Below are 19,976 nucleotides of genomic sequence, written 5' to 3'. Positions count from 1 at the left end.
CCGATCCGATCCTGGGTGTGCCGAACTCACCCGCCGGAGGTTGCCCATGTCCCGACTCGCCGCCGCCATGGCACTGCTGGTCGCCGCCGTCCTCGTGGCACTCCCGGCCCCAGCCGCGTGGGCGGCCGAGTTATGCGGTCTGAGGTTCGTCATCGGGACCGGCGATGACGGGATCCGGGACGACTCCCTGGAGATCATCAGGCTCGGCGAGAAGGCGTTCCTGTTCACCGAGCGCCCGCTCTACGCGCCGCCCCGGCCCTACCATCAGGGCGGCACGGGCGACCGGCCCCACACCGAACACCGGTGGACGGGGAATCTGCGCACCTGCGCCACCTCTGCCGATCTGGCCGACGGCTTCAGCATCGAGCACGTCAACCACGCCGACGACTGGTATCTGAAATACCTGCGCATCGAGGACCCGGTGAGCGGCGCCGTCCTGGCCGAACTCACCGCCCCACCCGGCAGGGAGTACGTGCACTACTTCCAGAAGAACGCCGATCAGATCCTGCGGATCCCGGTCGACGGCGAACACCCGCCCGACCCTCCGGCCGATCCGGCCCGCACGTTCTGCCGCATGGAGTTCACCATCGGAGTCGGCAAGCACGGGCTCCGGGACGACTCCCTGGAGATCATCAGGCTCGGCGACCTCGTGTTCCTCTTCGAGGAGCGCCCCGCGCACGCCCCACCCCGCCCCTACCACCAGGGCAACACCAGTGACCAGCCCGATGTCGAGTACACCTGGCGAGCCCACCTGGCCGGCTGCGCCACCGCCGCGGACCTGGCCAACGGCTTCACCATCGAGCACATCAACCACGCCGACAACTGTTGCACCGACAACTGGAGCCTGCGGTCTCTGCGCGTCCGGGATCTGGACTCGGACCGCGTCCTGCTCGACCACGCCGCACCTTCGGGCATGGATCTGCACCTCTTCCAGAAGAACGCCGACCAGCTCTACACCACGATCGACCACGACAGCGACGGCGACGGGCTCAGCGACCGGATTGAGCTGCACGGCATCCGCGACCAGGGTGTCGTCGACACGTGGCTGCCCGACAACGGCTCCGACCCCTGCCGCGAGACCATCGCGGTCGAGATCGACTGGCTCCACGACACCGTCAGCGACATCCGCGACATGCCCGACCGCGCCGCGATCGACGAGGCGATCGCCATGTTCGCCGGCGCCCCGCGCGGCCCGCAGGACTTCTGCCCCTACGGGCACCTTCCCGCGGCGGGCGTCCAACTGCTCGTCGACCTCGACGAGGGCATCCCCGTCGACCAGGCGGAACGGATGCGGCCGCTGATTTACGCGCCCTACCAGGTGCTGCCCTACTACAGATTCGCCGACGCCCACTTCTCAGCGGTCCGCAGGGGCCTGTTCCGTTACAACCTGTGGGGCTACCGGGCGGACGACACCAACAGGAGCGGGAGTTGCTGCACGAAATGGGGCTTCGTAGTCACTCTCGGCACCATTCAGAATCCGTCGGTACGGGTGCAGAGCGCGTCCTTCGTCCACGAGCTCGGGCATGCCCTGGGACTCGCGCACGGCGGTCACGACCACGTGAACTACAAGCCGAACTATCTGTCGGTGATGAACTACGCCTACTCGTCCGTCGGCATCCCCGACTACGTCGCATGGGACCGGCGCAGGGAACAGCTCGGCCCGGCCATCGGCCGGGGCAACCGGCTCGACCAGACCCTCGATGAGGTCAGCACGATCGACTACTCCAGGCGCACGCTCTGGCCGCTGCGCCGCTGGCGGCTCGACGAAGGCCGCAACGGGCTGGGAACCGACCGGCACGCCATGGCCACCTGGTGGGACAACAAGGGCGTCCGGCACATCGGCGACGCCTCCGACCCGATCGACTGGCATCCCGAGGACGACGGAGTCGTGAAAGTCGACGTCAACGGGGAATTCCAGCTCTGCGTCGAGGCCCCCGACGGGAGCCTGGAGAGCCGGCGGGCGGACGACGACAGCGTGCAGGACGGCAAGATCTACGCCGGACTCGACGGAGTCTGCGACAGCGAACCCGCGCCGACCGACCGGGCCGTGGTGCCCCAGGGCTTCGACTACCCCGAGGAGCACAAGTACAAAATTGACGACGGTGTGCTGGTCGGCTCGGACGACTGGTCCCGGATCCGGATCGCCCCCGGTTCCGGCGACGACCTCCCCGCTCCCGGCGACGTGCCGGAGATGACCACCGACGAGATCATGGCGCACCGCGCCCGTTTCCTCGACGCCGTCGTGGCGGCCGGCAGCCCGAAGCCGGTGACGGCGCCGCGCTGGGGTTACGCCTACATGGACCGAGCCACCCCCGCCGAGGCACCGCTGGGGGCGGTGACCTCGCTCACGACCTCAGGACAGTGGAGCACCGGGCGCCTCGACCCGGCCACCGCCAACCGGCGCGCCACGGTTGTGCATACCGGCACGGGCACCTACGACGTCCGCCTGCCCGGGATTGCCTCGCCCGGCGGGATCGCGCACGTCACCCCGTACCGGACCGCCTACCGGGGCCGCACCTGCGGCGTCACCGGATACGCGCCCGACGGGCCTGACCAGCTGGTCCAGGTGCGCTGCTTCAACGAGAACGGCGCTCCGGCCGACTGGTGGTTCACGGTCTTCTTCGCCGAGTTCGGCCCTGGCACGACCCCCTATGCCACGATCCGGTACGACGACACGGCCGGCGGCGTCCACACGGTGAACCCCGTCCTCAACATGGGCACGGTGAACTCCGGCGGCGGCGTCAATCGCGTCGTCCGCGAGTCCACGGGCCGCTACCGGGTCACCCTGGACGGCCGGGCGTTCGCCGACGGGACCGGGTACGTCCAGGTCACGCCCTACGGGAAGGGCACCCCCGCCCGGTGCAACCCGGCGGCCACCCAGCCTGGGGACGATCGCCTGGAGATCACCGTCGTCTGTTATGCGATCAGCGGCGGCGTTCCCGCCGACTCTCCCTGGCTGCTGTCGTACACCCGAGGCGCGGGACTCCACCGGGACGTCACCACACCGGCCGCGTACGTCACCGTGACCGGCGACGTGGACCCCGCCCGTTCCCACAGCAGCACCGGCGAGACCCCCGCCCTCACCCGGCTCGGCACCGGCAACTACCGGCTGACCTGGGAGAACCTGGGGAAGGCCGGGGACAGTCTCCAGGTGACCTCCACCGGCACGGGCGGCGGGTACTGCCATCTGGGCAACGTCAACTCCTACGCCGCCGCACCCCGGGTGACGGTCGACGTCTGGTGCCACACCGCCGCGGGAACCCCCGGTGACAGCCCGTTCGCCCTGGCCTATCTCCGCATTCCCTGACCGGCCCATCGGGCGACCCGGCGGAGCAACCCGCCGGGCCGTTCGTTCTCCCGTTCGGCCAGAGCCGCCAGCACCCGCCGCGCGGCCAGCTCGGCGATCTCGCGCCGGTGGGCCTCCTCCTCGGCCCGCCGCTCCTGCTCGCGCCGCCGTTCGGCCCGTCGTGCGAGTGCCAGGTCACCCGCCCACGCCAGCACCGACAGCGCGGTCCCACCGAGCAGGCCGGCCCAGAACAGCGAACGGCTCGCCGCCTTCTCGGCCGGGACGTCGGTGAAGGTGCCGTAGGGACCGGGCTCGGGGTTCTGCGTGGCGGCGCGCAGCTGCTCGCGTACCCATCGCAGGCCGGGGCCCCCGTAGTCGGGAGAGACCGCCTCGGGTTTGAGCTGGTCTTCGGCGTCCTGGCCGGTCCGGTCGAAGGAGCCCTCGTACACGACCTCGTAGCCCCAGTCCGTCCCGAACCAGGTCGGGCTCACTCTGGGCATTCGCACGACGGTGCTGGACCCGCTCCGGGCTACCATCGGATCGGCCACCCTGAAGCTGGCCCCTCCCGCGGCCCGGTATTTCCCGGCTGATGGAGCCGGGGGGCAGAGCTCGGTTTCCCGCGGCGGCGACGGGCGGTCGACGGAGTGGTAGACCCGCATCGGAACGCACCGCGACGCCGGGATGGCGGGCCGGGCCGGTTCGTCCGGGTCGAACGTAGCCAGAACCTCGACTGCCAGGCTTGATCCGTCGGACACGCGCAGCGTGATCTCGACGTCGTGGGCCGGTCCGAAGATGATCAGTCCCACCGTTCCGGGCTCGGCGACGACGGGGAACGAGGGGATGGCCGCCTGGTACTGCCACCACCCGGCAAGCGCCAGCACGACGGCGCCGGAGATCAGGAACAGCGGGGTCCGGAAAGTCCGCGCGACGACCATGATTCGACGATGCCAGGTCGAAGGTGAGGGCGCGCGGATTCCATGGCTGAGGTGCCGATCCAGCGGTAGGCACGGCCTGCGTCCGAATGGCGCCGGGCGGAACTCAAACTGGGACGAAATCCGCGTTCTCTGTGCGCAACGGGCACAGGATCGCCGCCAGCTAGGACCCTGTACTGCCAACCCCGATGACTCCAGACAACAAATCAGGATGTGTCCGGACCTCTTGACGAATCAAATGAATGTTCTTTCAATTCTTCTATGGGGCGTATAGCTGGCGTCACCGCCGCTGAGACGCGGAAGCGGCTGCTGCGTGCGGCGGCCGACGGGTTCGCCGAGCGCGGCTACGACGGCACGCGCGTGGCGGACATCGCCGCGGCCGCGGGCGTGAGCAACGGCGCGCTCTACGCGCACTTCGGCTCGAAGGCGGAGCTGCTGGTGGCCGCGCTGCGGGCGCACGGGCCGGTGCTGATGGCCGATCTGTTCGCCGCGCACCCCGACGAGCCGATCACGGACCTGCTCGTCGCGAGCGGCCGGCGGCTCCCCCGGCGCCGCGACGCCCTCGGCTACCTGATCGTCGAGGCGCTGGTCGCGGCCCGGCGCGACGAGGACGTGGCCGGGCCGATGCGCGACTACGTGGGCGAGCACGCCGACTGGATCACCCGGCTGGTGCGCGCCGGTCAGGAGGCGGGCGACCTCGACCCCGCGGTGTCACCGGACGCGCTCGCGCACTTCTGTTTCCTGCTCGCGATGGGCAGCGCCCTGGTCACCCCGGATCTGCACGCGGTCGACGACGAGGAGTGGGTCGCGCTGCTCACCCGTCTCGTCGCCGCGATCACCCGTACCGACACCCCCTCACCCACGGAGGCGACACCGTGAAAGTCCAGATCAACGTCGATCGGTGCCAAGGCCACGGCCGGTGCTACGACCTGGCCCCCGCCTTGTTCGGTGAGGACGACGAAGGATATGGGACCGTGCCGGCCGACGGCGTGGTGCCGCCCGGCCGGGAACACGAGGCGCGGCTGGCCGTGGCCAACTGCCCGGAGAATGCCGTCGAGGAGGCGTGAGATGACCGTTGACGACCGTTTCACCCGTGACTTCAGGGAGACCGACGGGGAGGAGCCCCTCGGCATCCGCAACGAGATCGTCACCGGCCCGGTCTCCGACTGGGCCACCGACTTCTCCCACCTGGAGCCTGAGTGGGTGGCCGACCCGTACCCGATCCAGGACGACCTGCGGCAGCGCTGCCCGATCGCGCACACCGAACGGTTCGGCGGCGGCTGGCTGCCGACGCGCTACGAGGACGTGGCGGCGGTCGCCTACGACACCGAGCGGTTCTCCTCGCGGTCGATCATCATGAGCAACTTCCGGCCGCCGCGTGAGCTGGCGCCGATGGGCGGCTCGCCGCCCATCTCCTCCGACCCGCCGTTCCACCACGACGCGCGCAAGCTGCTGCTGCCGGCGTTCACCAAGACGGCGGTCGCCAAGCAGGAGGAGTCGACGAGGGCGCTGTGTCACGCGCTCATCGACGAGTTCCGGGGCCGCGAGGTGGTCGACGCCGCCCGCGACTACGCCCAGCACATCCCGATGCGGGTGATCGCCGCCATGCTCGGGTTCCCGCCCGAGGACGGGCCGCGTTTCCGCGAGTTCATCGAGAACGTGCTCGAAGGCGTCAACCATCCGCCGGAGGAGCGGATGGAGCGGATGCAGCAGCTGTTCGACTACCTGCTGGCGCAGATCCGCGACCATGTCGACCACCCGCGTGACGACCTGACGACCTACCTGATCAACGCCGAGCTGTACGGGCAGAAGCTGGACCCGTCGCACGTGGCGGGCACGATGGCGCTGCTGCTCATCGCCGGGATCGACACGACGTGGAGCGCGATCGGCGCCTCGCTGTGGCATCTGGCCAAGACTCCGGCGGACCGGGCCCGCCTGGTCGCCGAGCCGGGGCTGCTGCCGACCGCGATGGAGGAGCTGCTGCGCGTCTACGCGCCGGTGACGATGGCGCGGCTGGTCAAGGAGGACATGCACTGGCACGGCGTCGACATGAAGGCCGATGACTGGGTCCTGCTGTCGTTCCCGGCGGCCAACCGCGATCCGGCGCAGTTCGAGCGGGCGGACGAGGTCGTCATTGACCGTGAGGTGAACCGGCACGCGGCGTTCGGCCTCGGCATCCATCGCTGCGTGGGTTCGCACCTGGCCCGGATGGAGCTGCGGATCGCGCTTGAGGTGTGGCTGGAGCGGGTCCCGGAGTTCGGCCTGGCCGATCCGGAGGCGGTGACGTGGGCGGCCGGTCAGGTGCGCGGGCCGCGTACCCTGCCGCTCATCATCGGGCGGTAGCGCTGGAGAAACCGGTTTCCGGTAGGTTGGCCCGAGGAAGGCGCTTTCCTACCGGAGGACCCCCCGTGAGCATCCCTGACCTGACCGACGTCCACGCCGCCTGGCTGCCGCCGGAGGCGTTCCGGGCGATCGGCTCGCGCCGCACGCTGCTGCTCGGCGCCGGCCTCCCGACCGGCACCATCTACGACACCGTGCACGATGAGGTCGCGGCGGCCTGCGCCCGGTTCGGCGGGACCGTCCTGCACGAGCCGGCCGGAGCCGGGCCCGCTGATCTGGTGCTCGCGCCGGCGGGCGCGCCCGGCGCGCCGGCCCCGGAGGATGAGATCGGTCCGGAAGGGTACGCGCTCAGCCGCCGGGACGGGGTCACCACGGTGCTCGCCGGCGACCCCGCCGGGCTGCTGTACGGGCTGTTCCACGTGGTGCGGCTGGGCGAGGCGGCGTTCGGCGCGGACCGGCCCGCCGAGCTCCACCGGCCCGCGCTGCGCCGGCGGATGCTCGACCACTGGGACAACGTCGCCGTGCACCCGGTGATGGGCCAGGTCGAGCGCGGTTACGCGGGCGGCTCGATCTTCTGGCGGGACGGCGGCCCGCGCGGCGACCTGGCGCGGGTGCGCGCGTACGGGCGGCTGCTGGCCGCGATCGGCGTCAACGCGATCGCGGTCAACAACGTGAACGTGCACGCCGCCGAGGCCCGGCTGCTGACCGACCGGCTCGGTGACGTCGCCGCCATCGCGGACGAGCTGCGCCCGTACGGGATCCGGGTGCACCTGTCGGTCAACTTCGCCTCCCCCGTCGCGCTCGGCGGGCTGCCGGTCGCCGACCCGCTGGACGAGGACGTGCGGGCGTGGTGGGCGGACACGACGGCGCGGGTGTACGGGACGATCCCCGACTTCGGCGGCTACGTGGTCAAGGCCGACTCCGAGGGGCAGCCCGGCCCGTTCGCCTACGGGCGCACCCACGCGGACGGCGCGAACATGCTGGCCGACGCGCTGACGCCGTTCGGCGGCGTGGTGCACTGGCGCGCCTTCGTCTACAACCACCGCCAGGACTGGCGCGACCGCTCCACCGACCGGGCCCGCGCCGCCTACGACCACTTCGCGCCGCTCGACGGGCAGTTCAGGGACAACGCGATCGTCCAGGTCAAGCACGGCCCGATGGACTTCCAGCCGCGTGAGCCGGTCTCGCCGGTGATCACCGCCATGCCGCGCACCCGCCTGGCGGTGGAGCTGCAGGTCACGCAGGAGTACACCGGCCAGCAGCGGCACGTGTGCTACCTCGCGCCGATGTGGAGCGAGGTGCTGGCGTTCGCCGAGGTCGCGGACGTGGCCGCCGGCGGCGGGCTGGTCGCGGTCTCCAACGTGGGCGACGACCCGTACTGGACCGGTCATCCGCTCGCCCAGGCCAACCTGTACGCGTTCGGCCGGCTGGCGTGGGCGCCCCGGGCGGACCCGGCCGGCATCCTCGACGAGTGGATCGGCCTGACGTTCCCGCCGGCGCCGGAACCGTTGCGGCGCGCGCTGCACGCGATGATGGACGGCTCGTGGCGCACCTACGAGCGTTACACCGCGCCGCTCGGCGTCGGCTTCATGGTCAATCCGGGCAACCATTACGGCCCGGCCGTCGACGGCTACGAATACTCGCCGTGGGGCACGTACCACTTCGCCGACCGCGACGGCGTGGGCGTCGACCGGACCCGGGCCACGGGCACCGGCTTCGCCGCCCAGTACCCGGAGCCGTGGTCGGAGACGTACGAGTCGCTCGACCGGTGCCCCGACGAGCTGCTGCTGTTCTTCCACCACGTCCCGTACGGGCACGTGCTGCGCAGCGGGTCGACGGTGATCCAGCACATCTACGACACGCACTTCGCCGGGGCTGAGGAGGCGGCCGGACAGCGGCAGTGGTGGTCGAAGGTGGCCGATCTGGTCGACCCGGCGCTGCACGCCCGGGTGCGGGAGCTCCTCGACGAGCAGGTCCGCTGCGCCGAGGAGTGGCGCGACCAGGTCAACGCCTATTTCTTCCGCAAGTCGGGGACGGCCGACGCGCACGGCCGGCGCATCCCCTGACGGTTCAGTCCTCGCGCAGGACCAGGACGCCGCGCGGGCCGAGCTTGATCGGCCCGCCGCGTTCGACCCGGTCGCCGGTGAGCAGGTCCGTGCCGCCTGCGTGAGCGTTCACCACGACCGGGTCGGCGTTGTGGTTGAGCAGGAAGGCCAGCCGCGTCCCGTCCGGCGCGACCCGGACGGCCGACTCCAGCCAGGGCACGTCCGCGTACGGCCCGGCCAGGTCGTGGCGGGCCAGCACCTGGCGGACCACCCACGTGACGCCCTCCTGGTCCAGCCCGGCGGCGACGTACCAGCCGTGGCCCTGGCCGAAGGCGTTCCTGGTGACGGCCGGGGTGCCGGTGTAGAAGTCGTCCTGGTAGGTCCCGACGACCTCCGCCCCGACCGGCCGCACCAGCTCGAACACCAGCCGGGACGCCACCTCCGGCCCGTCCTTCAGGAGCACCGGGTTGACGACGTCGGCCTCGCGGGCGTCCCATTCGTCGATCCGCACGCCCATCAGCGGGCCGAGCGGGCCGGGCACGTCCATGAGGAAGGCGTTGTCGTCCTCGTCCACCCGCCCCGACAGGAACGTCGTGACGACCGACCCGCCGCGCGCGGCCACCGCCTCCAGCCGTTCGGCCAGGTCGCCCTTGAGCATGTGCAGCGCCGGGGCGACGACCACGTCGTAGCCGGACAGGTCGGCGGTCACGGCGACCACGTCCACGTCCGTCCCGGCCTCCCACCGCGCCCGGTAGTAGGCCAGCACCACCTGCTGGTAGCGGACCAGCCGGGACGGGCCGTCGGAGAGCTCCAGCGCCCACCAGCTGTCCCAGTCGAACAGCAGCGCCACCCGCGCCGGGGTGCGCGCGCCCAGCACCGCGCCGCCCACCCGCTCCAGCTCGCCGCCCAGCTCCGCCACCTCGCGGAACACCCGGGTGTCATCCCGCCCGGAATGACCGATGACCGCGCCGTGGTACTTCTCGCTGGCCCCGCGCCCGGCGCGCATCTGGAAGAACAGCACCGCGTCGGCGCCGTGGGCCACCGCCTGCCAGCTCCACAGCCGCATGACGCCGGGCCGCTTGAGCGGGTTCACGTCGCGGCAGGCGGTGAAGCTCGGCGTCTGCTCCATCAGCCAGAACGGCTGCCCGTCCTTGAGCCCGCGCATCAGGTCGTGGCTGAGCGCCGCCCACTCCGGCGACCGGTCGTCCGGCGGGTAGTTGTCCCAGGACGCGAAGTCCAGGTGGGGCGCCCAGCGGTGGTAGTCGATGGGCCGGTACATGCCCATGAAGTTCGTCGTCACCGGCACGTCCGGGCTGTGCCGGCGGATCGCGGCCTTCTCGTCGGCGAAGTTGGCCAGCATGGCGTCGGACATGAACCGCAGGTAGTCCAGCGTGATGCCCTGGAACGCGGTGTGGTTGGGGCCGCGCCAGTGCTCGGTCAGCGCCGACGGCGGCTCGATCTCGTCCCAGTCGCCGAACGTGTGCGACCAGAAGGTCGTGTACCAGGCGACGTTGAGCCTCTCCAGGGTCCCGTACCTGGCGCGCAGCCAGTCGCGGAACGCGGCGGCGCACAGCTCGCAGTAGCACGCCCCGCCGTACTCGTTGCCGACGTGCCAGGCGACGATCGACGGGTTGCCCGCGTAGCGCTCGGCGATGCGCCCGGCGATGCCGGCCGACAGCTCACGGAAGACCGGCGAGCTGGGGCAGGAGTTGTGCCGCTGGCCGTAGCGGTGCTTGCGGCCCTCGAAGTCGGTACGCGTCACCTCCGGGTAGGCGCGGGCCAGCCACGCGGGGTGTGCCCCGGTGCCGGTCGCCAGGCAGATCCGGCGGCCTTCGGCGGTGGCGCGATCCACGATCCGGTCGAGCGTCGAGAAGTCGTACACGTCCATCGCCGGCTGGGTCAGCCCCCAGGTGAACACGCCGACGGTGACGGTGTCGATCCGGGCCGCGTCGAACAGCCGGTAGTCCTGCGTCCACACCTCCTCGGGCCACTGCTCCGGGTTGTAGTCCCCGCCGTAGGGCACTTTGGCGGTGATGGGCGGCTTCATCGGGTGAATCTCTCCTCTATCTCGGCGATCATCGGTCGGCTGTTGCGCAGCAGCGCCGCGGCCATCGCGAAGGCGAGCAGCGCCAGCGCCGCCTCGGAGGCGACCAGGGTGACCCCGCCGGCCAGCACCAGCAGGCAGAGGTTGCCCAGGGTGACGCCGGGCGTGCGGGCCAGGAAGTACGACGCCAGTCTGGCCACGTCCGCGGTGCGGAACTCGTACAGAGAGGTGATCACCAGCGCGTTGGCGACCCAGAGGGTGGCGGCGACCGCGACCACGACGAGGAGCGCCGCCCACCAGCCGGGCAGGCCGGCGGCGCCGAAGTTGGCCAGGCTCACGCCGACGACGGCCAGCCAGGCCAGCCACGGCGTCCAGATCTTCAGCACGCCGCGGACGTTCGCCTTGTACCCCTGCCAGAACGCGGCGGCGGGCCGCAGGTCGGCGAGGTCGCGGGAGCGGCGGCGCAGCGCGTAGACGGCGGCCGAGAGCGCCGGGCCGACGGGCAGCAGGCAGGCGGCGGCCAGCGGGACGTTGCCCGCGTCGCGGTCGAGCAGCACCAGCCCCGCCAGGCTGGGCACGATGCTGACCAGGAGCAGCAGCTCGATCGTCAGCAGGGTGTAGATCAGCGCGGCGGCTCGCGAGAGGACTCCCTCGCCGAACCGCTTGGCCGTCGCCGTCTCGCTCATCCGATGTACTCCGGGTAGAGGTCGTCCCACCAGGGCGGGGTCTCGTCGGTGACCGGCGTGATCTCGGCCAGCGTGACCTCGTACCGGCCGAGGGTGAGGTCGAGATCGGCCGAGCCGCCGATGATCGGCAGGCTCCGGTGGGTGCGGGCCGGCTCGGCGGCCTCGCGCAGCAGGTCGAGCTCTTTCGGGCGCGGCGAGTGCGGGCGGCCCATCTCGCCCCAGGCCGCCAGCGCGTTGCCCTTCTCCTCGCTCACCGACGAGCGCATGACGAACGCCGACGTGGCCGGGCCGGCGAGCGGGATCGACAGCCGTACGGTGTGCCCGGCGGGCGCGTCCACCGGCGCCCACGCCAGCACCGTGACACGGCCGTCGTCGTCGCGGGTGACCAGGTGGTCCGCGCCGCGCGCCAGGACGTGCTCGCCCATCCGCGCCATGAAGGCGTACAGGTGGAAGGTGGGCTTCTTGATCTGGCGGTGGGTCAGCAGGCCGAAGCCACCGTGGAAGATCGACGTGGGGATGCCGGCCTCCTCGAACATGTCGCTGAAGGTCCAGTAGGAGAAGGAGTCGGCCACCTCCCCGCCCGCCACCAGCACCGGGGCCAGGTAGGCGGCGTGGAAGGCCGTGTCGTGAACCAGGTTGTCCGGCCGGTAGGAGGAGTTGAACTCGGTGATGTGCACCGGCAGCCCGGCGAGCGCGGTCCCGGCGAGCTCGCGCCGGGGGGCGGCGAACTGCTCCAGCAGCTTCGACGCCGGCGCGAGGCTCTGGTGGACGCCGAACGGGTGGTGGCGGGCCGGTCCGGAGGTGTAGGCGTGCCGGCTGACGAAGTCCACCGGGACCGACCGGCCGTCGACGAACTCGGCGAACCGCGTCAGCCAGCCGTCGTCGGCGCCCGGGGAGGTGGCCGGGCCGCCCACCTGGAGCGAGGCGTCCACCTCCTTGACGGCGTGCGCGCTCACCTCGTACAGCCGGTGGTAGGCGTCCTGGTCGGCGTCGAGCCAGAACTGTTCCAGGTCCGGCTCGTTCCACACCTCGATCGGCCAGCCGCGCACCTCGTCCAGGCCGTAGCGGTCGACGAGGTGCGCCACCGTGGCCTTGACCAGGTCTGCCCACTCGCGCCAGGACGCGGGCGGCGTGACGTTCCCCTGCCACCAGAACACCGTCCGGTCGCCGGAGGCCAGCCCGGAGGGCATGAAGCCCAGCTCCACGAACGGCTTGACGCCGAGCTCCAGGTAGGCGTCGACCACCTGGTCCACGTAGGTGAACACGTGCCGGACGTGGCGGGCGCCGCCGTGCTCGTACGGGCGGTGCACGCCGATCCCGTCGCTGAGCAGGCCGTGCCCCCGGATGTGCCGGAACCCGATCTCCCGCTGGACCAGCGCCAGCGACTCCTGATAGTCACGCCGCAGGGCGAGCTCGAAGCGGCCGGTGCCGACGCAGAACTTCCACGCGTCCGCCAGCCGCCCCGAGGGCTCGCCCGCTACCGCAATCCTCGTCACGCTCAGCCGTGTTCCTTCTTGAACCGCTCGTAGGCGGTGTTGACCAGGTTGATGAAGGTGGTGGAGTTCTTCGCCTCGAGCTCCTTGACGTAGGCGTCCCACTCGGTCAGGGGACGGTCACCGAGGATGAACTTGAGCGTGTTCTGGTCGACGTGGTCGCGCAGCGCGGTCTCCCACAGCGAGGCCTGCTCGCGCTCCTCGTCGGTGAACGGGCGCGGCGGCGGGACCGGGAGGGCCTGACGGGCGTTGATCACGTCCTGGAACGCCTTCTCCTCCTCGGAGAAGGTGGACTGGAGCAGGGTCGTCTTGCCGCCGTAGGCGAATACGCCGTTGCCGAACCCGAAGTCCTTCTGCAGGTGCTTGGAGCCGTCGGGGTTGAGGCCGATGAAGTCGATGTCCTCGTTCAGCTTGTACTCGCCCTCACCGGCCTTGGTGTACGTGACGCCTTCGACGCCCCACTTGGCGAACTCCTGGCCGGCGTCGGAGTACCAGAGCCAGTCGATGAACTGCATCATGGCGACGAAGTTCTCGCTGTCCAGCGCCTTCTTGGAGATCATGATGCCGTTCTCCAGGCGGTTGCCCGCCTTGACGTCGCCGAGCGGCCCCGTGGGCGTGGGGATCTTGACGAGCTTGGCGTCCGGGTCGAACTTCTTCAGCGGCGGCCGGTAGTCGTTGACCAGCGTCTGCGCGTTCGTGCTGATGATGAACGACTTCCCGCCGACGATCTTCTGGATCGCCGCGTCGTCGGACTGGGTGAACGACTCGGGGTCGAGCAGCTTCTCGGCCACCAGCTTGTTGAGGTACTCCAGCATCGCCTTGTACTGCGGCATGCTGCCGGTGAAGGCGAACTTCTGGGCGGTGGCGTCCCAGGTGGCGGGCTGGTAGCCCCAGCCGCCGGGCGCGCCGTGGGCGGTGCCGACGATGTTGAGCAGGTTGCCGCCCGGGGTGGGGACGCCCCACCGGTCGGTCATCGGGTAGAGGTCGGGATACTCCTGCTTGAGCGCCTTGAGCAGGGTGTAGAGCTCGTCCCAGGTCTTGGGGACCTGCAGGCCGTGCTTGTCGAGGATGTCGGTCCTGACGGCGAGCGAGTAGTCCAGCCAGATGTTCTCGTGCATGCCGGGCAGCAGGTAGAACCGGCCGTCGGACTGGCGGAGCGTGTCCAGGTCCGCCTTCATGTTCCACTTGGCGACCTTGTCCTGGAAGTGCGGCATCAGGTCGACGTAGTCGCTGACCGGCAGGATGGCGCCGGAGGCGACGAACGGCTCCTCCTGGTGCGGGTAGGTCTTCGGGATGATGAAGGGCGCGTCCCCCGCGCCGATCAGCAGGCTGCGCTTCTTCTCGTAGTCGCTGAGCGGCACCGTGACCGGCTCGAACTTCACGCTGGTCCGCTTCTCCAGCTCCGACCAGAACAGCCAGTCGGCCTTGAGCGCGTAGTTCGGGTGGTTGTTGTACAGGACGGAGAAGGTGAGCGGCGCGGTCGCCTTGAACTGGTCGCCGACGGCGTACTTGGGCATCGCGCCCGCCCGGTTGGCGGCGCCCGACTTCTCGGCGGCGGGCGCGGCCGGGTCCTCGCTGCTGCAGGCGGAGGCGGCCAGCGCGAGCGCCCCGAAGGTGAGGAGCGCCTGGCGGCGGGTGACTCTGTGCATGGGGGGTTGCCTTTCCCGAGGGTGAGACGGCGGCCCTATCCCTTGACCGCGCCGAGCATGACGCCCGAGACGAAGTAGCGCTGCACGAAGGGATAGACGGCCAGGATGGGGATGACGGTGAGCACGATGGTCACCGACTGGATGTTGGCGGCGGCCTGGGTCAGCTCGCCGGCCACGGCGCCGGCGTTCTCCACGCCGGTCGCTCCGGCGATGAAGTTGCGCAGGTAGACCGTCACCGGGAACAGCTCCGACTCGTTCATGTAGAGGAACGCCGAGAACCACGAGTTCCAGAACGAGACCGCGTAGAAGAGCACCATCGTGGCCACCACCGCCTTCGACAGCGGCATCACGATCCGCCACAGGATGCCGTAGGTGTTGAGGCCGTCGATGGCGGCGGCCTCCTCCAGGTCGCGTGGCAGGCTTTCGAAGAACGCCTTCATCACCAGGAGGTTGAAGACGCTGATCGCGTTGGGCAGCGCGATGGCCCAGACCGAGTTCCTCAGGCCGAGGCTGGTGACCAGGACGTAGTTCGGGATCAGGCCGCCGGAGAAGATCATGGTGAAGACGGCGATCCAGATGAGCGCCGTGCGGCCCTTGAGGTGCTTCTTCGACAGCACGTAGGCGTAACAGGTGGTCAGGATGATCGCGACGAGCGTGGCGACGACCGTGTAATAGACGGTGTTGCCGTAGTTGCGCCAGAACATCGGGTCGGAGGCGACGATCTCGTACGTGGTGAGGTTGAACCCGCGCGGGATCAGGTTGACCTCGCCCGCCCGGATGAAGGTCTCCTCGCTGAACGAGCGCGCCAGGATGTTGAAGAACGGGTAGAGCGTGACCGCCACGACGCCGGTCAGGATGACGGCGTTGACCGCCTGGAAGACCCGGTAGCCCCGGCTCGTGCCGACTGTCACCACAGGCTCGTCCCTACTGTGCGACGGGAGATCACGTTCGCCGACACGACCAGCACCAGGCCGACGAGCGCCTCGAACAGGCCGATGGCGGCCGCGTAGCTGAAGTTGCTGGACAGCACGCCCATCCGGAACAGGTACGTGGAGATCACGTCGCCGGTGGGGTACGTCAGGGGGTTGTAGAGCAGCAGGATCTTCTCGAAGCCCACCGCCATGAACGTGCCGATGTTGAGGATCATCAGCGTGACCGCCGTGGGCCGGATGCCGGGCAGGGTCACGTGCCAGATCTGCCGCCACCGGCTCGCGCCGTCCATCCGGGCGGCCTCGTACAACTGCTCGTCGATGGTGGTGAGGGCGGCGAGGTAGAGGATCGTCCCCCAGCCGACGGTCTGCCAGACCTCGGACGAGACGTAGATCGTCCGGAACCACTCGGGCTGCTGCAGGAACGTGACGGGCTGCTCGCCGAGCGACTTCAGCACCTGGTTGATCGGGCCGTCGACGGCCGTCATCTGCATGACGAGCGCGGCCACGATCACGACCGACAGGAAGTGCGGCAGGTAGGACACCGACTGCAGGAACCGCTTGAGCCTGCGGGTGCGGATCTCGTTCAGCAGCAGCGCCAGCACGATCGGCAACGGGAAGCAGAACAGCAGCGTCAGCCCGCCGAGCACCAGCGTGTTGGTGAACACGTTCCAGAACGTCGGGTCGGACAGGAACATGTTGATGTAGCGGAGGCCGACCCATTCCTCGCCGAAGATGCTGCCGCCCGGCTGGAACTTGCGGAAGGCGATGATGTTGCCGAGCATCGGCGCGTACCGGAAGATCACGAAGAACAGCAGCGGCAGGATCGCCAGCGTGTAGAGCTGCCAGTCGCGCCGCAGCGCCCGGCGCCAGGTACGGTCCTGGGCCTTCACGAGCGCTCCTCGGGGGTTGTCCGCGTCACCGGCCGCAGCTGCCGGTCGTGGCCCACCTCGCGTTCCGGGCCGTCGAGGCGCAGCGGCAGCGCGGCCACCGTTTCGCCCGCCGAGCGGCCGAACCGCAGCTCGACGTCGCCGGGCTCGACGACGCGCCGGCCGCCCACGCCGGCGAAGGAGGCGAGGTCCGCCGAGACGGTGAACGTCACCACCGCGCCGTCCCCCGGTTCCAGCGGCACCCGGGCGAATCCGAGCAGGCGGACCACCGGCCTGGTGGTCTGCGCGACCGGGTCGTGCAGGTAGAGCTGGACGACCTCGGCGCCGGGCCGCTCCCCCGTGTTGCGCACGGTGATCTCGACGGTCGCCTCGCCGTCCACGGGCCACACGTCCGGCCCCAGCAGCTTCGCGCCGCTCCACTCGAACGTCGTGTAGCCGAGCCCGTGCCCGAACGGGAACGCCGGGGTCGGGTCCACCGACGACACCTCGTTGCGGCGGCCGAGCGGGGGCGACAGGTACGTGGCGGGCAGCCCGCCGGAGTCGCGCGGCACGCTGACAGGCAGCCGTCCGGACGGGTTCACCGCGCCGGTGAGCACCTCGGCCAGCGCCTGCCCGCCCAGTTGCCCGGGGAAGAAGCCGCAGACGACGGCCGCGGCGGCGTCCACCTCGGCGCCCAGCGCGTACGGCCGGCCGGCGAGCAGCACCAGGACCACCGGGGTGCCGGTGGCGAGCACGGCCCGGACCAGCTCGGCCTGCACGCCGGGCAGCCGCAGGTCGGCGGCGTCGCAGCCCTCGCCGGAGGTGCCGCGGCCGAACAGCCCGGCCCGGTCGCCGACGGCGAGCACGCACACGTCGGCGGCCTCGGCGGCGGCGACCGCCGCCGCGATGCCGGAGGTGTCGTCGCCGCTGACGTCGCAGCCCGCCGCGTACGCGACGCCCGGGACCAGGGCGTCCAGCGCCTCGCGCAGCGACGGGATCTCCAGCCCGAGCCCGTGCTCGGGGTGCCCGCCGACGTGCAGGGGGAAGGAGTAGCAGCCGAGCATCGCCATCGGGTCGTCGGCCACCGGCCCGACGAGCGCGACCCGCGTGCCGGGGGCCAGGGGGAGCACGCCGCCGGTGTTGCGGAGCAGCACGACGGCCTGGCGTGCCAGGCGCAGCGCGATGTCGCGGCTGGTGGCGTCGTCGAGGCGCAGCCCCTCGACGTCGTCCGGCAGGGCCTGCCAGTCCGCGTCGAGCAGGCCGAGCTCGGCCTTCTGCGTCAGCACCCGGCGCAGCGCGCGGTCGACCAGCGCCTCGCTCACCGTGCCGGCCTTGATCGCGTCGATCAGCGGGGCGCCGAACGTGTCCACGGTGGGCAGCTCGACGTCGATCCCGGCGCGCAGGGCCAGCCCGGCCGCCTGCCCTCCGCCGGCGGCCACGCCGTGCAGCTTCTGCAGGAACCGGACCGCGAAGTAGTCGGAGACCACCGTGCCGGTGAATCCCCAGGTGTCGCGCAGCAGCCCCGTGAGCAGGCTCTCGTCGGCGGCCACGGGCAGGCCGTCGATCTCGGAGTAGGAGTTCATCACCGAGCGGGGGCCGCCCAGGCGCAGCGCCATCTCGAACGGCGGCAGCACCACGTCGGCCAGCTCGCGGGGGCCCATCGGCACGGGGGCCAGGTTGCGCCCGCCCCGGGAGGAGGCGTATCCGGCGAAGTGCTTCAGCGTGGCGACGACTCCGGCGCCCTCCAGGCCGCGCACGTAGGCGGCGCCGAGCGTGCCGACGAGGTAGGGGTCCTCGCCGATCGTCTCCTCGGTGCGGCCCCAGCGGTAGTCCCTGGTCACGTCCACGACCGGGGCCAGGCCCTGGTGGACGCCGGCGGCGCGCAGGGAGCGGCCGATCCGCGCGGCCATCTCCTCGATCAGCCCGGGGTCGAAGCTGGCGCCCCAGCTCAGCGGGGCCGGGTAAACGGTCGCGCGCCAGGCGGCGAAGCCGGTCAGGCACTCCTCGTGCACCTGGGCGGGGATCCCGAACCGGCTGGCGGCCACGATCTCGGCCTGGGAGGCGGCCAGCGAGCGGGCGCCCGCGACGGGGTCGACCGGCGCGGTGCCGAACGGGCGGGTGAGCTGGCCGAGTCCGTGGGCGATGACGTCGCTCCACTCCACGCCCGCCATGTCGTCCTGGTGCGGGGCCACGCCGCCCCCTGAACCATCTGCGCCGACCCATACCCCGACGAGCTGCGCGATCTTCTCCTCCAGCGTCATGAGCGGGATCAACGCCTCCGCGCGTTCAGCCGGAGTCAGCCGCGGATCCCGCCATGGCTCGGGGTTCGTGTCGGTGGGCATGCCATCCCTTCACCTGGGGGGAGTTCGAAACTTTCGAAGGGGTTCCGTTAATATTGCGGCAACCTAGGGGCCTCGTCCAGGTGTGTCAAGAGTTGCCATCATCTGGCGTTATGCACATAATGCCCGTGTCGATCGTCCGAAAGTTCCGGGAACCTGACCGATGGGGTTGCCCGAAAGTTTCCGAAAAAATAGGATGCGCCGCGATGACAACTCCCCGCTCCGCGACGATCGCCACCGTGGCCGATGAGGTCGGCGTCTCCGTGACGACGGTCTCCAAGGTCCTCAACGGCCATCCCGACGTCGCGCCCGGCACCAGGGCCCGCGTCGAGGCGAGCCTCGCCCGCCACCAGTACCAGCGCCGGAACAAGCGTCAGCCGTCCGGCTCGGGCCAGCTCGACCTGGTCTTCCACGAGCTCGACTCCGCCTGGGCCGTCGAGATCATCCGCGGGGTCGAGGCCGTGGCCGCCACCGCGAAGATCGAGGTGGTCCTGTCCCAGCTCGGCGGCCGGCACCGGCCGCCAGCCGAATGGCTCAGCGCCGTGCTCGCCCGGCGGCCGCTCGGCGTGATGTTCGTGCTGTCCGGGCCCACCCAGGCCCAGCAGGAACGGCTCCAGCGGCAGGGCATCCCGATCGTCGTCGTCGACACCGACAGCGCGACCGCGGCCTCGGTGCCCACGGTCGGCTCCAACAACTGGGACGGCGGCCTGCTGGCCACCCGCCACCTGCTGGAGCTGGGCCACGAGCGGATCGCGATCATCTCGGGCCCGGAGGACGTGCTGTGCAGCCGGGCGCGCGTGGCGGGCTTCCGCTCCGCGCACGAGGAGGCCGGCCTGGAGATCGACCCCACCCTGGTCCGCTACGGCAACTTCTACCTCAACGCCGGGTACGAGCACGGCATGGAGCTGCTGTCCAGGAAGGACCGCCCGACCGCGATCTTCGCCGGGGCGGACATGCAGGCGATGGGCGTGCTGCGCGCGGCGCGGCGGCTCGGGCTGGACGTGCCCCGGGAGCTGTCGGTGATCGGGTACGACAACCTGCCGATGTCCGAATGGATCGATCCGCCGCTGACCACCGTCAACCAGCCGTTGCGCGACATGTCCGGAATGGCCGCACAGATGCTGCTCGACCTGGCGCGCGGCGTGGAGCTCGCCACCAGCCGCATCGACCTGGTGAACGAACTCGTCATCCGCGACAGCACCGCACCCCCTGCCCCGCTTCCGAAATGACCGAAACCCTCACCCAGCCACGGGCGGGCGTGTGCGCTCGGGGGCACGCATGCGGATCAGCATGGCGTGGGGCCCTGCCCCAGCGGGGCGGCGCCGGCCAGGTCACGGGTGGTCGGCGCAGCAGGGGGTGGGGTT

At 70.9% G+C, this 19,976-nt stretch carries 14 protein-coding genes; 6 read left to right on the top strand and 8 right to left on the bottom strand.

What is annotated here, in order from left to right:
* The first annotated feature begins 46 nt into the window (after positions 1-46).
* Positions 47-3,307, top strand: a complete 3,261-nt coding sequence (locus tag ADY59_RS31880; protein WP_049569954.1) for a hypothetical protein — start codon at positions 47-49, stop codon at positions 3,305-3,307.
* Here ADY59_RS31880 and ADY59_RS31875 read toward each other — a convergent pair.
* The gene (locus tag ADY59_RS31875) at positions 3,289-4,221 is read right to left on the bottom strand and encodes a hypothetical protein (protein ID WP_049569951.1); all 933 of its coding nucleotides are present in this window, start codon (positions 4,219-4,221) and stop codon (positions 3,289-3,291) included. The genes ADY59_RS31880 and ADY59_RS31875 overlap by 19 nt on opposite strands.
* A 258-nt stretch (positions 4,222-4,479) precedes the next feature.
* Here ADY59_RS31875 and ADY59_RS31870 point away from each other — a divergent pair, with 258 nt between their 5' ends.
* From ADY59_RS31870 to ADY59_RS31855, 4 genes are all read left to right on the top strand, one after another.
* Positions 4,480-5,097, top strand: coding sequence for a TetR/AcrR family transcriptional regulator (locus ADY59_RS31870; protein ID WP_049569950.1), 618 nt, complete (start codon positions 4,480-4,482; stop codon positions 5,095-5,097).
* Positions 5,094-5,285, top strand: a complete 192-nt coding sequence (locus ADY59_RS31865; RefSeq protein WP_049569947.1) for a ferredoxin — start codon at positions 5,094-5,096, stop codon at positions 5,283-5,285. Before ADY59_RS31870 ends, ADY59_RS31865 begins: the two co-directional genes overlap by 4 nt.
* A 1-nt stretch (position 5,286) precedes the next feature.
* On the top strand, positions 5,287-6,561 hold the full coding sequence (locus ADY59_RS31860; RefSeq protein WP_082310558.1) for a cytochrome P450: 1,275 nt from the start codon (positions 5,287-5,289) through the stop codon (positions 6,559-6,561).
* Between the two features lie 65 nt (positions 6,562-6,626).
* The gene (locus ADY59_RS31855) at positions 6,627-8,624 is read left to right on the top strand and encodes an alpha-glucuronidase (protein WP_231618997.1); all 1,998 of its coding nucleotides are present in this window, start codon (positions 6,627-6,629) and stop codon (positions 8,622-8,624) included.
* Between the two features lie 4 nt (positions 8,625-8,628).
* Here the strand turns inward: ADY59_RS31855 and ADY59_RS31850 are convergent, their stop codons facing one another.
* The 7 genes from ADY59_RS31850 to ADY59_RS31820 are packed head-to-tail and all read right to left on the bottom strand — an operon-like array spanning position 8,629 to position 18,615.
* Entirely contained in the window at positions 8,629-10,650 is a 2,022-nt protein-coding gene (locus ADY59_RS31850) for a beta-galactosidase (RefSeq protein ID WP_049569946.1), read from the bottom strand.
* A complete protein-coding gene (locus ADY59_RS31845; protein WP_049569943.1) occupies positions 10,647-11,333 on the bottom strand; it encodes a DUF624 domain-containing protein in 687 nt (228 codons plus the stop codon). The genes ADY59_RS31850 and ADY59_RS31845 overlap by 4 nt, the downstream gene beginning before the upstream one ends.
* Positions 11,330-12,829: a GH39 family glycosyl hydrolase gene (locus ADY59_RS31840; RefSeq protein WP_197093953.1), complete on the bottom strand. Its 1,500-nt coding sequence runs from the start codon at positions 12,827-12,829 to the stop codon at positions 11,330-11,332. The genes ADY59_RS31845 and ADY59_RS31840 overlap by 4 nt, the downstream gene beginning before the upstream one ends.
* Positions 12,830-12,831: 2 nt before the next feature.
* A complete protein-coding gene (locus ADY59_RS31835; RefSeq protein ID WP_049569942.1) occupies positions 12,832-14,475 on the bottom strand; it encodes an ABC transporter substrate-binding protein in 1,644 nt (547 codons plus the stop codon).
* Between the two features lie 35 nt (positions 14,476-14,510).
* On the bottom strand, positions 14,511-15,386 hold the full coding sequence (locus tag ADY59_RS31830; RefSeq protein WP_231618996.1) for a carbohydrate ABC transporter permease: 876 nt from the start codon (positions 15,384-15,386) through the stop codon (positions 14,511-14,513).
* Positions 15,383-16,297, bottom strand: coding sequence for an ABC transporter permease (locus ADY59_RS31825; RefSeq protein ID WP_049569938.1), 915 nt, complete (start codon positions 16,295-16,297; stop codon positions 15,383-15,385). The genes ADY59_RS31830 and ADY59_RS31825 overlap by 4 nt, the downstream gene beginning before the upstream one ends.
* On the bottom strand, positions 16,294-18,615 hold the full coding sequence (locus tag ADY59_RS31820) for a glycoside hydrolase family 3 N-terminal domain-containing protein (RefSeq protein ID WP_049569936.1): 2,322 nt from the start codon (positions 18,613-18,615) through the stop codon (positions 16,294-16,296). Before ADY59_RS31820 ends, ADY59_RS31825 begins: the two co-directional genes overlap by 4 nt.
* A 203-nt stretch (positions 18,616-18,818) precedes the next feature.
* Between ADY59_RS31820 and ADY59_RS31815 the strand changes: the two genes are divergently transcribed.
* The gene (locus ADY59_RS31815; protein WP_049569934.1) at positions 18,819-19,841 is read left to right on the top strand and encodes a LacI family DNA-binding transcriptional regulator; all 1,023 of its coding nucleotides are present in this window, start codon (positions 18,819-18,821) and stop codon (positions 19,839-19,841) included.
* Positions 19,842-19,976: the final 135 nt, after the last annotated feature.

The sequence above is a fragment of the Nonomuraea sp. SBT364 genome (genome assembly GCF_001083785.1).
Lineage (GTDB): Bacteria > Actinomycetota > Actinomycetes > Streptosporangiales > Streptosporangiaceae > Nonomuraea.
This window is presented reverse-complemented; position numbering and strand designations above follow the sequence as displayed.

Bases quoted from the DNA above. Each gene is read 5' to 3' on its own strand.
- ADY59_RS31880 (WP_049569954.1), top strand. From the start codon at position 47: ATGTCCCGACTCGCCGCCGCCATGGCACTGCTGGTCGCCGCCGTCCTC.
- ADY59_RS31875 (WP_049569951.1), bottom strand. From the start codon at position 4,221: ATGGTCGTCGCGCGGACTTTCCGGACCCCGCTGTTCCTGATCTCCGGC.
- ADY59_RS31870 (WP_049569950.1), top strand. From the start codon at position 4,480: ATGGGGCGTATAGCTGGCGTCACCGCCGCTGAGACGCGGAAGCGGCTG.
- ADY59_RS31860 (WP_082310558.1), top strand. From the start codon at position 5,287: ATGACCGTTGACGACCGTTTCACCCGTGACTTCAGGGAGACCGACGGG.
- ADY59_RS31850 (WP_049569946.1), bottom strand. From the start codon at position 10,650: ATGAAGCCGCCCATCACCGCCAAAGTGCCCTACGGCGGGGACTACAAC.
- ADY59_RS31845 (WP_049569943.1), bottom strand. From the start codon at position 11,333: ATGAGCGAGACGGCGACGGCCAAGCGGTTCGGCGAGGGAGTCCTCTCG.
- ADY59_RS31835 (WP_049569942.1), bottom strand. From the start codon at position 14,475: ATGCACAGAGTCACCCGCCGCCAGGCGCTCCTCACCTTCGGGGCGCTC.
- ADY59_RS31820 (WP_049569936.1), bottom strand. From the start codon at position 18,615: ATGCCCACCGACACGAACCCCGAGCCATGGCGGGATCCGCGGCTGACT.
- ADY59_RS31815 (WP_049569934.1), top strand. From the start codon at position 18,819: ATGACAACTCCCCGCTCCGCGACGATCGCCACCGTGGCCGATGAGGTC.